The following is an 11815-nucleotide window of genomic DNA, read 5'->3' on the forward strand; positions in this document are numbered from 1 at the left end:
CAGGGTCGGCGGTCATGGGAGACGCTCCTCAGGGTCGGCGGTCGGGGTGGTGGACATGTCCGGCACCGGCGACTCGCCGGCGGTGTCGACCCCGAGGTCGGCGGCGTCGGCCCAGGTGTCGACGTCGGCCGAGCCGCCGTCGGGAACGGACACCTGGCGGAGGACGAGTCCGGCGAGCAGCTGGCGGACGGAGACACCCCCGAGGTCACCGCCGGGTTGTGACGTCCGCAGTGCGGCGACCCGGCGTTCCAGGGCCTCCCGGTGGTAGACGGCGAGCAGCGACTGCTCACGACCGGAGTCGTCGACCGCGACCCAGCCGTCGGCATCGGTCCCGGCCGCGGCGGCTGTGGCTGCCTCGAGCACCACGGTGAGCGCCGGCGCGGCATCCGGCATGTCGCAGGCGAGGACGGCGACCTGTGCGGGGCCCTCGGCCGCGAGGCCGTCACGCAGGGCTTCCAGGCCCGCGGCGATGGCCGCAGCGGGGCCGCCGAAGGCGGGGCGCTCGCGGACGAAGCGGACCGGAGCGGTCGTCTCGAGCTCGGGGCCGACCACGACGACACGGCCGCCGGCCGCCCGCGCAGCATCGATCGCGAGCTGGAGGAGCGTCCGCCCGTCGCGGAGCAACGACGCCTTCGCGACGCCGCCGAGGCGGGAGGACCGCCCTCCCGCGAGGATGATCGCATCGACGGACATGGCACCAGCCTAAGCCGCGATCCAGCCCCCGAGGCGGCTGCGGATCCGGTGAGGCACCTTGCCCTCGTCCGATGGTGGTGATAGCCATGAGCAATGACTCGCATCACGGCGCGCAGACGCGTCACCCGCATCACGGTGGGACAGCCCGCACGCACCCGCGAGGACGTCCTCGCCGTCGAGGAGCCCCTCGAGATCCGCGTCGGTGGGCGTTCGCTCGCCATCACGATGCGGACGCCCGGCCACGACGTCGACCTCGCGATCGGCTTCCTCGTCTCTGAGGGCGTCATCGGTCGGGGTGACGACGTCCGGACCGCGCGGTACTGCGCCGGCGCGACGGACGAAGGCGTCAACACGTACAACGTGCTCGACGTCGCCCTCTCGCCCGGCGTTCCCGCCCCGGATCCGAGCCTGGAACGGAACTTCTTCACCACCAGCTCCTGCGGCCTCTGCGGCAAGGCGAGCATCGACGCCGTCCGGACGAGTTCGCGGTACTCCGTCGCGGACGACGACTTCCGCCTCGACCCGGCGCTCCTCGTGACCTTCCCCGACCGTCTCCGGGCACAGCAGGCGGTCTTCGAGCGCACCGGCGGTCTGCACGCGGCCGGCCTGTTCGACGCCCGCACTGGAGAGATGCTCGTGCTCCGCGAGGACGTCGGCCGGCACAACGCCGTCGACAAGGTCGTCGGATGGGCGGCGAAGGAGGGGTTGCTCCCGCTCCGCTCCATGGTCCTGATGGTGTCGGGGCGCGCGAGTTTCGAGCTCACGCAGAAGGCCTCGATGGCCGGCATCCCGATGCTCGCCGCCGTCTCCGCGCCGTCGTCGCTCGCCGCCGAACTGGCCACCGAACTCGGGATGACGCTCGTCGGTTTCCTCCGTGGCGACTCGATGGTCGTCTACAGCGGAGCGCATCGCCTTGCCGACCCGGCCGAAGGCTCGGCACCAGCAGCACTCCAGACCGGAGCGAACGCATGAGCGCCGAACCGCCCGTCGAGGACGTCACGGACGCCGACATCGAGGTCACCCACCCGAAGCACGTCGCCGTCGGCCAGCCCGGCATCCTGCACTCGATGGAGCCCGCCCTCCGGCGACTCGGGCCGAAGCGGACCGCGGAGCTCTTCACGTCGATCAACCAGCGCGGCGGCTTCGACTGCATGAGCTGCGCCTGGCCCGACCCGGACGACCGCAAGAAGCTCGAGTTCTGCGAGAACGGCGCGAAGGCCGTCATCTGGGAGGCGACGCCGGTCGTCATCCCGAGCGCCTTCTGGGCCGAACACTCGCTCACCGATCTCGCCGACAAATCGGAGTACTGGCTCGGCATGCAGGGGCGACTGTCGGAGCCCGTCTACAAGCCGGCCGGTTCGGACCACTACCGGCCGGTGGGCTGGGACGAGGCGTTCGCCATCGTCGGCGAGCAGCTGCGCGGTCAGGAGTCCCCCGACGAAGCCGTGTTCTACACGAGCGGCCGGGCGTCGAACGAGGCGGCGTTCGTCTATCAGCTCTTCGTTCGCGCCTTCGGGACCAACAACCTCCCCGACTGTTCGAACATGTGCCACGAGTCCACCGGCACGGCGCTCGGCGAGGTCATCGGCGTCGGGAAGTCGACCATCCGGTACGAGGACTTCGAGCAGGCCGACCTCATCATCGTGATGGGCCAGAACCCGGGCACGAACCATCCCCGCATGCTCACGGCGCTCGAGGACGCGAAGCAGGCGGGCGCGACGATCGTCTCGGTGAACCCGCTGCCAGAGGCGGCGCTCGAGCGGTACAAGAACCCGCAGACGGTCCGCGGCATGGTCGGGCGCGGCACGGTCATCTCCGACCAGTTCCTGCAGATCCGGCTCGGCGGCGACATGGCGCTGCTGCAGGCGGTCTCGAAGCGGGTCCTGGAGGCCGAGGCGGCGGCTCCGGGGACGATCCTCGACCACGCGTTCCTCGCCGAGCACTGCCTCGGACTCGAGGAGCTGACGGCCCACCTGGCCGACCTCGACGAGGCTGCGGTGCTCGAGGCGACCGGCCTCACGAGCGAGCAGATCGACGAACTCGCCGAGCGCTACATCGCGTCGAACGCGACGATCGTCACCTGGGCGATGGGTCTGACCCAGCACAAGGCGGCGGTCAACGGGATCAAGGAGATCATCAACCTGCTCCTCCTCCGCGGGAACATCGGCAAGCCTGGCGCCGGTGCGTCGCCGATCCGCGGGCACAGCAACGTGCAGGGCGACCGGACGATGGGTATCTGGGAGCAGATGCCCGAGTCCTTCCTCGCCGCCATGGAGCGTGAGTTCGCGGTCCCGATGCCGCGGGAGCACGGGGTCGACGCGGTGAACGCGATCCGAGCGATGCAGCGGGGCGAGGTCCGCACCTGGATCTCGCTCGGCGGCAACTTCGTCGCGGCGATCTCCGACACCGCCGCCGCCGAGGCCGCGATCCGTGGAACGCAGCTGTCCGTGCAGATCTCCACGAAGCTCAACCGCTCGCACGCGGTCACGGGCGAGGCGGCGATCATCCTGCCGACCCTCGGGCGCACCGAGATCGACCTGCAGGCGAGCGGGCCGCAGATGGTCAGCGTGGAGGATTCGGTGTGCGCTGTCCACGCCTCGCACGGCCGCATCCCGCCGGCAGCGCCCGGTCTGCTCTCCGAGGTCGCGATCATCACGCGCCTCGCGCGAGCGACGCTCGGCGAGGACTCGGGCATCGCCTGGCAGGCGTTCGAGGACGACTACGACACGATCCGCGATCACATCGGACGGGTCGTGCCGGGCTGCGAGGGGTACAACGAGCAGATCCGCCGCGAGGACGGCTTCGTCCTGCCGAACGGGCCGCGGGACTCCCGCACGTTCACGAACCCCGAGGGTCGCGCCCTGCTGACAGTCAACGAGCTCGAACCGATCCACTGCCCGCCCGGTCGGCTGGTCCTGCAGACCCTGCGGTCACACGACCAGTTCAACACGACGATCTACAGCCTGAACGATCGGTACCGCGGCATCAAGAAGGGCCGGAACGTCGTCTTCGTCAACCCGGACGACCTCCGCGACCTCGGCCTGGAGGACGGGCAGACGGTGGACGTCTTCAGCGAGTGGGCCGGGCAGCCGGATCGGGAGCTCCGCGGCTTCCGCGTCGTCTCCTACCCGACCGCTCGCGGATGCGCCGCGGCGTACTTCCCCGAGGCGAACGTCCTCGTCCCGCTCGACTCGACGGCCGACCGCAGCAACACCCCGGTCTCGAAGGCGATCGTGGTGCGGTTGCAGCCGGCGGCCTGACAGCCGGAGCGACGTCGACCCGGGCGACGGTCTGAGCGGTTCATTCGTACGCTCGGAGGAGTTGCCAGCGTCCGCGCGCGGCATCGAGTCGGATGTCGAAGACGAAGGACCGGCCGTCTGCAGCGGTCGCCTGGAACCGCCAGGCGGGGGTCGCCGCGGGCGGATGGGTGACGAACGAGACGTTCGGCTCGAGCGGGGTCGGGGTGTCGGTGACGAGGTACCGGGCTCCATCCCAGAACAGTCGCTCCGGCACGCGTGCCGGCGTCGTCCAGACCGCGATCTCGGTGCTCGTGATCAACATGCGTGCCCTCCCGTCGTTCGAACATATGTTCGATAGAGAGTGAGCCTAACCCGACATCCGACGACACGCCAGCCCGGATCGGCCGGGGATTCAGTCTCCCGGCGTGTCGGCGAGGAACCGCTCGATGTCCTCGCCCATCACCGTCGCCTCGGTGTGGTGCAGGTAGTGGCCGCCGTCGAGTCGGACGAGCTCACCCCGCTCGACTCCGGCGAGCTGCTCCTCGTGGAGGGGCACCCAGTCGGAGAGCTCCGGGTCGTCGCCGACGACGAACATGAGGATCGGCAGGCCGGCCGGGAACGCTTGGGATCGGGCCGCCTGGAAGTTGCCGGGCGTGTGGGCGATCTCGTCGAGCAGCGTCGGCGACATCGCATTGCGGTTCGTCAGGATCGCGAGTTGGCGCTTCGTGTCGGCGTCGTACGGGAGGCCCTCGTACGGGTCGGGCGCGATGGCGGTGAGCAGGCGGAGGATGCCGAGCGCCTGCAGCGCCTCGACCCCGTCCGTCGGCGTCGACTCGTCGCTTCCGGGCTGGGTCGGGACGCTCGTATCGATCCCGATGAACGCCGTCACCTCGGCGCGGAACCGCTCCAGATACTCGAGGGCGTAGACACCGGCGATCGAGTGTCCTGCGAGGACGTAGCGGTCGATGCCGAGGTGCTGCAGGGCGGCGTGCACCTCGCCGGCGATGTTGGCCGAGGTCCGGGGCACGTCCGTCTGATCGCTGAGGCCGTAGCCGAACGGCTCGACGACCACCACCCGGTACTGGTCGCGGAGCTGGTCGACGAGCGGCTCGAAGTCGAGGCCGGGAGCCGCGGTGCCCTGCCCGGGCAGCAGGACGATCGTCTCGGCGCCGGATCCACTGATGACGACGTTCATGTCCTTGCCGTCGACGTCGACCAACTGCCCGTAGGGCTGCAGTTCGCCCGCTTCCGACGAACTCGCGACGGCGTTCACGATGCTCGTCGTCGCGAGGCTCGCCGCGACGAGGCCGGCGATCGTGGCGATCGAGATCAGTGGAACCTTCAGGAGCTTGCGCATCGTCACCCGTCGTGTGAAGCCAGCGGCGGGCGGTCGCACCGCGCCGATTCCATACTCATGGGGCGAGCGCATCACCACATCCGCCGCTGGGCGAAGACATGCCAGGTGTGGCTACGCAGTTGTACGCAAGCAGAACCCGACTCCGAATGCGACCGACGACGGAGCCGGCTGGAAGCGGTCGGCTTCCAGCCGGCTCGTGGTCGGTTCGCCTACTCGGCGGGCGGCGGGCTCTGCGGCTGCGCCGGCTGCTGTGACTCCGCCGGCCGCTTCGGCTCCTGCGGAGGGCGGGACTCCTGCGGACGCTCCTGGTCCTGCTGCGGAGGCGCGGGCGGAACCGGCGACGACGGAACCTGCGACTGCGGAGGGCCCCACTGTTGCGGCGCGGGCTGTGCCGGAGCAGGCTGGCCGGGCGCGGAGCCCTGCCAGGACGGCGTGGGCCACTGCTGGCCCGGCTGCGGCGGGGTGGGCTGCTGCGGTGCGGGCTGCCCCTGGTACGGCTGCCCCTGGTAGCCCTGCCCGGGGTGCCCCTGCCCGTACTGGCCGGGGTTCGGCTGGCCGCCGTACGGCTGCTGCTGCCCCTGGCGCGGCGGCTGCGGGTACGGCTGGGCCTGATACGACTGCTGCGGCTGCTGTCCCGGGTAGAACTGCTGGCCCTGGTATCCCTGCTGCCCCGGATAGCTCTGAACCGGGTAGCCGGGTGCGGCCTGCTGGTACACCTCCGGGCGGTACGGCTGCTGCCCGTAGGTCACCCGCTCGCCCTCCGGCTTCGGCGAGAACGCCCGGACGATGACGGGGATCACGGCGGAGATCGCCGCAGCGAGCGTCGTGGCCGCGGCGATGCGCCACCACCAGTCCGCCCAAGTGCCCTCGGGGAACGCCATGGGCAGCACGAGCACGAGGACCGTGGCGATGATCAGCGCGATCGTCACGATGCCGGTGGCTCTGACCACGGTGGACGTGGCACGGGTGACGAAGTGGAGGAAGTACACCTGGATGATGATGAGCGCCAGACGCACGATGATGAGGATGCCGAGGAACAGCATGATCTGCGTGGACCAGACGAACCCGTCGGAGGTGTTCGGCGGCTGGAGCCACCCGTTCCACAGCTTCAGGAGGCCGACGGTGACGAGGAAGATGTTCACCAACGTCGACGCCGCGAGATACCACTTGTTGGGCCCGTGCCCTGCTGCGGCGTCGAGTGACACGGCACCGACGAAGGCCGCGAGCAGGAGCAGCGTCAGCCAGACCCGCCCGGCGATGTCGGCCTGATCGCCGACGATGATGAAGTACCCGCCGATGATCGCCGCCGCGACGAGCGTTCCGATCGTCAAGGTCAGCGCGAGCACGGCCGACCGTGAGCGGCGCGGTGTGGTCTCGACCATTCGAAATCCCCAATCTGTCGTGAGTGCCAACAGTACCGGGGCACGATCCGAGCGGAAGGGAGCGGTCCCTACCCTGTGGAGTGCGCCGGTCTGGGAACGCCTGTGATGCACGCTCGAGCAGAGGTTGCCACCCCACCCCCACCCCCTTGATCCGCACTACTGTGGACTCCGTCCCCGCAGAGCCCGCAGCGGTGTGACCCCGAGCCAAGGAGAAGCACATGTCGGTCGGCCTGCTCGCCGTTGTCGATGACATCCTCAGCGCAGCCCTCAAGGCGAGTGCGAAGACCGCCGGCGTCGTCATCGATGATGCGGCCGTCACCCCGCAGTACGTGCAGGGCCTCACCCCCGCCCGGGAGCTGCCGGTCGTGTGGCGGATCGCCCGCGGCAGCCTCATCAACAAGTTCGTCATCATCATCCCGATCGCCCTGCTGCTCACGGCGTTCGCCCCGTGGGTCCTGCCGTTCCTCCTCATCATCGGAGGCACGTACCTCTGCTTCGAGGGTGCGGAGAAGGTCATGGAGTGGTTCGGCATGCACCACGCGGAAGCGGAGGAGGACGTCCGCGACGAGAAGAAGCTCGTCTCCGGCGCCGTCCGCACCGATCTCATCCTCAGCACGGAGATCATGCTCATCTCCCTCGCCAGCCTCGACTCGGGGCTCGGCATCTGGATGACGCTGGGGGCCCTCCTCGTCATCGGCCTCGTCATGACGGCGGTCGTCTACGGCGCGGTCGCCCTGCTCGTGAAGATCGACGACATCGGACTCCGGCTCATGAAGAACCCGTCACGCGGCGTCCGCCGCACCGGTGCACGGATCGTCGCGTCGATGCCCGGGGTCTTCCGCGTCATCAGCATCGTCGGCACGGTCGCGATGCTCTGGGTCGGCGGCCACCTCGTGATCGCGAACCTCGCCGAGACCCTCTGGCACGGCCCGTACGACCTCCTGCACGTCGTCACCCACGCGATCGAGGCCGCAGGACCGGTCGTCGTCTGGATCGCCGACACCGCGATGTCCGCCGTGTTCGGACTCGTCCTCGGCCTGATCGTCGTCGCGATCGTGACCGGGATCTCACGCCTGCGCTCACGGAACCAGCCCGCGAAAGCTGCTCACTAGCGACGACAGCCGCGCTGCCGACCGTCAGCGGAGCGGGCGGGCGTAGCAGAGCGACATCGGGATGACCTCGTACGGCGAGTAGATCGGGATGGGTTCGTACCCGAGCCACTCATAGAGCCGCACAGCTTCGGGCTGGCGGTCGCCGGTCTGCAGGATGAGGCGGGAGGCCCCCTCGGCACGAGCGGTGTCCTCGACGGCTGCGATCAGGCGCTTCGAGACGCCCCGGCCGCGGTGGTTCGGGAGGGTGACGACGCGCTTGAGCTCCCATTCGCCGTGCAGACGGCGTAGGGCGGCGTGGCCGACCGGCTCGCCGTCGATGAGGGCCAGGAAGGTGGCGCTGATGTCGGCAGGATCGACGGTGAACGCGGTCTGCGCGCGCTCTGCGGCCTCGGGGTCCCAGTCCTCCCAGGCCGATGCGTACCGCGCACCCATCTCCTCGTCCATCGCGGCGCGGAGCCGCACGGCCCGCTCGTCGTCCCAGGCGACTCGCTCGATGACGACGGGGTTCAGCTCGGGCATGCGGTTCCTTCGGGACGGGCTGCTGCGGCGCGATCGGCACGTCGACGCCGTCTGCCAGTGTCCCACGCGAAATCCGCACCGGCCCCACCAAGGGCGATCCGACCCCGCAGCCACCGAGCAGAGCGGCGATGGGGACTCCTGCCCAGCCTGCGCTGCTAGCGTGGCGATCCCCAGAGAACCCGTCAACCGCGGAGGCACCGTGCTCACCATCCCAGGCGTCGTCGTCGGCCCCGCCCTCCGACTCATCCGGGCGAACCGGGCCTTCGTCAGCGAGGCCGGAGCGCGCCGCCGGATCCGGGAGCGCACCCTCAGGCCGGCGTCATACGGTCCACCCGGCACCCTCCGAAGCGACGTCCGGGTCGACGTCGAACGTGTCGGAGACTGGCCGGTGTACACCGTGTCCCCCACGCGGCGACCGACGATCGGCGGGGTCGTGTACGCGCACGGCGGCGGCTGGGTCGGCGAGATCGCACCGCAGCACTGGACGCTGGCCGCCACCATCGCCGCGGAGACCGGCGCCGTGGTCACACTCCCGATCTACCCGCTCGTGCCCTACGGCACGGCGGCCGAGGCACAGACCGGCGTCGTCGAGCTGGTCCGGCGCAGCATCGAGCGGCACGGGCCGACCGTCCTCGCGGGCGACTCGGCCGGCGGTCAGATCGCACTGTCGGCTGCGCTCCGACTCCGGGACGAGGGCGTCGTCCTACCGATGACCACCCTGTTGTCACCGGCGCTCGACCTCACCTGGAGCAACCCGCGGATCCCCCTCGTGCAGCCGAGTGACCCCTGGCTGGCGACGCCCGGCGGACGCGTGTTCGCGGAGCACTGGCGCGGCGATCTGGACATCACCGATCCGACCGTGAGTCCGCTGTTCGGCGACCTCGCCGGGCTCGGACCGCTCACGGTCTTGAGCGGGACCCGCGACGTCCTCAACCCCGATGCCGAGGTGCTCGTCGAACGAGCCGAAGCGGCCGGCGTCGTGGTCGACTACCACGAGGGCGCCGGACAGTTCCACGTCTGGGCACTGCTGCCGACCCGTGCCGGACAGGCCGCCACGCAGACGATCGTCCACAGCGTCACGCGCGGGCTGCGCTGAGTCGCCCGAAACGGCTCGAGATCGCGGCGGAATCGAACACGTTCGGCGACTCAGGGCCGGATCGAGACCAGGCTACGCGGTCCGGCGCTTTCGGACCTCACGCAGGACCATCTGCTCCGGGCACACGGTGGACAGGAAGTCGCCAACCGATAGAGCGAGGCGCTCACCGACGAGTGAGTAGAGGATGCGGTTCGCGTCGCGGCGCTCCGAGACGAGGCCGGCCTGGCGCAGGACGCTCAGGTGCCTGGAGATGGTCGGGCCGGTGGCGTCGAAGCGTGCGGCGATCTCCCCCGCGGCGAGCTCGCCGTCTTTGAGGTCCTGCAGGATCTGCCGCCGCGTCGGGTGAGCGAGCGCGGCGAAGATGTCCGACGCTGTATCTGCCATGTTTGCAATCTAGCACAATTGCGATATACAGTTTCGCTATATTGCTAACAAGCGAAGGAGACAGCATGCGAGTGGCCATCACCGGTGGGACCGGGTTCGTCGGACGGCACCTCGTCGAGCGGCTGCGGCACGACGGGCACGAGATCGTCGTCGTCTCCCGACGCACCGGCGTGGAGATCGACGACGTCGAGGCGTTGACCGCCGCGTTCGCCGACTGCGACGCGGTCGCGCACTGCGCCGGGATCAACCGCGAGCTCGGTGATCAGACCTTCCAGCGCGTGCACGTCGACGGCACCCGGGCGGTCGTGGACGCGGCCCGTCGCGCCGGCGTCGGTCGCATCGTGCTGGTCAGCTTCCTCCGCGCGCGCCCCGACTGCGGCTCCGGGTACCACGAGACGAAGTGGGCTGCCGAGGAGGTCGTGCGGCGGTCGGGCATCGCGCACACCGTCCTCAAGTTCGGCATGATCTACGGCGCAGGCGACCACATGGTCGATCACGTCACCAAGGCCGTCCGCACCTTCCCGGTGTTCGCAACCGTCGGCTACCGCGAACGCCGCGTGCGTCCGGTGCCGGTCGCGGACGCCGTCGACGTCCTCGTCGCAGCACTCGAGGGCCGGGTGCCGGAGCCGACCGTCGCGGTCATGGGCGCCGAGGAACTCGAGCTGGGTGCGGCCGTGCGCCGGATCGCGCACGTGGCCGGACGCCGCCCGCTGTACGTCCCGGTACCCGTCTGGACGATCCGCCTGCTCGCGCGAGCGACGGAACGCCTGATGAAGACGCCGCTCGTGGCGAAGGCGCAGGCGCAGATGCTGGCCGAAGGGGTGAGCGAGGCGGCTCCACCGGCACCGGAACTCCCTGCGGACCTCCGTCCCTCACGCCGCTTCGACGAGTCCAGGATCCGTGCCGCGCTCCCCGCTGGCCGGTTCACCCTGTCCGACCTGCGGAGGTTCCCCTGATCAGGCGCCGGCTGTCGGGCGCGGCCCCGTCGACTCGCGTTCGATGAGTGTGGTCGCGAGCTCGAGGTGGTGGGAGAACGGCTTCTCCCCGGCATGCAGGCGGAGCAGGGTGTCGACCGCTGCACGTCCGATGTCGTGCATGGACGTGTGGACCGTGGTGAGGAGCGGGACGGTCAGCATGGCCGAGTAGGTGTCGTCGTAACCGACCACACTCACGTCCTCCGGCACCCGAAGTCCGGCCCGCAAGACGGTGCGCACGACCGCGAAGGCGTCGGCGTCGTTGGACGCGAACACGGCGGTCGGCGGATCCGAGCTGGCCAGCATGCGCGCGACGGCGTCCCCGGCGGTCCCCATCCCCTCCTCGGAGACGAGGTCCGGATCGAGCGGGATGCCGGCCCCGCGAAGTGCTTCGCGGTACCCGACGGCGCGCGCCCGCAGGCCCGGATTCGCCGGGTTCCCTCCGACGAAGGCGATCCGCCGGTGGCCGAGATCGAGCAGGTGCTCGACCGCCTGCTGCCCGCCGGCGGCGTGGCTCGAGCCGATACTCGCGACCGAGCGGTCGAGCGGATCAGGCGAGTCGACCGCGACGAGCGCGATGCCCGCGTCGAGGCACGCGTCGACGACGTCGGCGGCGATGCGGGTCGTGACGACGATCATGCCGATCGCACCGCGCGCCGCGACGCCGTCGACGAAGCCGCGGTCGAGCGCCACCTCGTCTCCGGTCGCATCCGTGGAACCGAATCCGGAACCGGGCGACAGCACCCGCGTCACGAGGTCGATGTCCGACCGCTGTGCCGCGGCGACCATGCCGTCGAGCACACGGAGGGAGTAGACGCTGTGCAGGGTGTCGAACACGACGTGGATGCTTCGTGGAGCACCGGGGATCGACCGGGGTGTCGGGCGGTACCCGAGCTCGCGCACGGCCACCTCCACCCGGGCACGGGTCGCCTCGGACATGCCCGACCGACCGTTGATCACCTTCGAGACGGTCGCGATCGAGACTCCGGCGCGCTCCGCGATCGATGCCAGCGTCGGACCCGTCATCGGCGTTCGTGCCATGGAGTCCCCTCCCTCGTC

Annotated in this window: 12 protein-coding genes; 5 read left to right on the top strand and 7 right to left on the bottom strand. The window is 70.2% G+C overall.

Translation table 11 applies throughout. The features are described from left to right. Window positions 1–12: 12 nt before the first annotated feature. Window positions 13–693 (bottom strand): molybdenum cofactor guanylyltransferase, encoded by a 681-nt coding sequence (mobA, locus tag QRN44_RS06955; protein ID WP_285038674.1) that lies wholly within the window; start codon window positions 691–693, stop codon window positions 13–15. Window positions 694–786: 93 nt separating this feature from the next. Between mobA and fdhD the strand changes: the two genes are divergently transcribed. Together fdhD and QRN44_RS06965 are read left to right on the top strand one after the other, a co-directional pair. Beyond that, window positions 787–1665 carry a formate dehydrogenase accessory sulfurtransferase FdhD gene (gene fdhD / locus QRN44_RS06960; protein ID WP_159876975.1) on the top strand — a complete coding sequence of 293 codons (879 nt, stop codon included), beginning with the start codon at window positions 787–789 and terminating at the stop codon, window positions 1663–1665. Then, window positions 1662–3953 carry an FdhF/YdeP family oxidoreductase gene (locus tag QRN44_RS06965; protein ID WP_285038675.1) on the top strand — a complete coding sequence of 764 codons (2292 nt, stop codon included), beginning with the start codon at window positions 1662–1664 and terminating at the stop codon, window positions 3951–3953. The genes fdhD and QRN44_RS06965 overlap by 4 nt, the downstream gene beginning before the upstream one ends. A gap of 40 nt (window positions 3954–3993) precedes the next feature. Here QRN44_RS06965 and QRN44_RS06970 read toward each other — a convergent pair whose 3' ends face one another. The 3 genes from QRN44_RS06970 to QRN44_RS06980 form a co-directional block, all read right to left on the bottom strand. After that, a complete protein-coding gene (locus QRN44_RS06970) occupies window positions 3994–4254 on the bottom strand; it encodes a hypothetical protein (RefSeq protein WP_285038676.1) in 261 nt (86 codons plus the stop codon). A gap of 90 nt (window positions 4255–4344) precedes the next feature. Further along, window positions 4345–5289 carry an alpha/beta fold hydrolase gene (locus tag QRN44_RS06975; protein ID WP_285038677.1) on the bottom strand — a complete coding sequence of 315 codons (945 nt, stop codon included), beginning with the start codon at window positions 5287–5289 and terminating at the stop codon, window positions 4345–4347. A 209-nt stretch (window positions 5290–5498) separates the two neighbouring features. Beyond that, window positions 5499–6671, bottom strand: coding sequence for a hypothetical protein (locus tag QRN44_RS06980; protein WP_285038678.1), 1173 nt, complete (start codon window positions 6669–6671; stop codon window positions 5499–5501). A 218-nt stretch (window positions 6672–6889) separates the two neighbouring features. On the opposite strand from QRN44_RS06980, the gene QRN44_RS06985 reads away from it, so the two are divergent. Further along, window positions 6890–7783 carry a DUF808 domain-containing protein gene (locus QRN44_RS06985; protein WP_285038679.1) on the top strand — a complete coding sequence of 298 codons (894 nt, stop codon included), beginning with the start codon at window positions 6890–6892 and terminating at the stop codon, window positions 7781–7783. A 24-nt stretch (window positions 7784–7807) separates the two neighbouring features. Here QRN44_RS06985 and QRN44_RS06990 read toward each other — a convergent pair whose 3' ends face one another. Next, window positions 7808–8302, bottom strand: a complete 495-nt coding sequence (locus QRN44_RS06990) for a GNAT family N-acetyltransferase (protein ID WP_064295848.1) — start codon at window positions 8300–8302, stop codon at window positions 7808–7810. Between the two features lie 199 nt (window positions 8303–8501). On the opposite strand from QRN44_RS06990, the gene QRN44_RS06995 reads away from it, so the two are divergent. Then, window positions 8502–9398, top strand: coding sequence for an alpha/beta hydrolase fold domain-containing protein (locus QRN44_RS06995; protein ID WP_285038680.1), 897 nt, complete (start codon window positions 8502–8504; stop codon window positions 9396–9398). A 72-nt stretch (window positions 9399–9470) separates the two neighbouring features. On the opposite strand, the gene QRN44_RS07000 is transcribed toward QRN44_RS06995, so the two are convergent. Beyond that, the gene (locus tag QRN44_RS07000; RefSeq protein ID WP_064295846.1) at window positions 9471–9782 is read right to left on the bottom strand and encodes a metalloregulator ArsR/SmtB family transcription factor; all 312 of its coding nucleotides are present in this window, start codon (window positions 9780–9782) and stop codon (window positions 9471–9473) included. Between the two features lie 65 nt (window positions 9783–9847). Here QRN44_RS07000 and QRN44_RS07005 point away from each other — a divergent pair, with 65 nt between their 5' ends. Next, window positions 9848–10738, top strand: a complete 891-nt coding sequence (locus QRN44_RS07005; RefSeq protein ID WP_285038681.1) for an NAD-dependent epimerase/dehydratase family protein — start codon at window positions 9848–9850, stop codon at window positions 10736–10738. On the opposite strand, the gene QRN44_RS07010 is transcribed toward QRN44_RS07005, so the two are convergent. Beyond that, entirely contained in the window at window positions 10739–11797 is a 1059-nt protein-coding gene (locus tag QRN44_RS07010; protein ID WP_285038682.1) for a LacI family DNA-binding transcriptional regulator, read from the bottom strand. Between the last annotated feature and the right edge of the window lie 18 nt (window positions 11798–11815).

This window comes from Plantibacter sp. lyk4-40-MEA-4 (genome assembly GCF_030209415.1).
Taxonomy (GTDB): domain Bacteria; phylum Actinomycetota; class Actinomycetes; order Actinomycetales; family Microbacteriaceae; genus Plantibacter; species Plantibacter flavus_A.

Bases quoted from the DNA above. Each gene is read 5' to 3' on its own strand.
- mobA (WP_285038674.1), bottom strand. From the start codon at position 693: ATGTCCGTCGATGCGATCATCCTCGCGGGAGGGCGGTCCTCCCGCCTC.
- fdhD (WP_159876975.1), top strand. From the start codon at position 787: ATGACTCGCATCACGGCGCGCAGACGCGTCACCCGCATCACGGTGGGA.
- QRN44_RS06965 (WP_285038675.1), top strand. From the start codon at position 1,662: ATGAGCGCCGAACCGCCCGTCGAGGACGTCACGGACGCCGACATCGAG.
- QRN44_RS06970 (WP_285038676.1), bottom strand. From the start codon at position 4,254: ATGTTGATCACGAGCACCGAGATCGCGGTCTGGACGACGCCGGCACGC.
- QRN44_RS06975 (WP_285038677.1), bottom strand. From the start codon at position 5,289: ATGCGCAAGCTCCTGAAGGTTCCACTGATCTCGATCGCCACGATCGCC.
- QRN44_RS06980 (WP_285038678.1), bottom strand. From the start codon at position 6,671: ATGGTCGAGACCACACCGCGCCGCTCACGGTCGGCCGTGCTCGCGCTG.
- QRN44_RS06985 (WP_285038679.1), top strand. From the start codon at position 6,890: ATGTCGGTCGGCCTGCTCGCCGTTGTCGATGACATCCTCAGCGCAGCC.
- QRN44_RS06990 (WP_064295848.1), bottom strand. From the start codon at position 8,302: ATGCCCGAGCTGAACCCCGTCGTCATCGAGCGAGTCGCCTGGGACGAC.
- QRN44_RS07000 (WP_064295846.1), bottom strand. From the start codon at position 9,782: ATGGCAGATACAGCGTCGGACATCTTCGCCGCGCTCGCTCACCCGACG.
- QRN44_RS07005 (WP_285038681.1), top strand. From the start codon at position 9,848: ATGCGAGTGGCCATCACCGGTGGGACCGGGTTCGTCGGACGGCACCTC.
- QRN44_RS07010 (WP_285038682.1), bottom strand. From the start codon at position 11,797: ATGGCACGAACGCCGATGACGGGTCCGACGCTGGCATCGATCGCGGAG.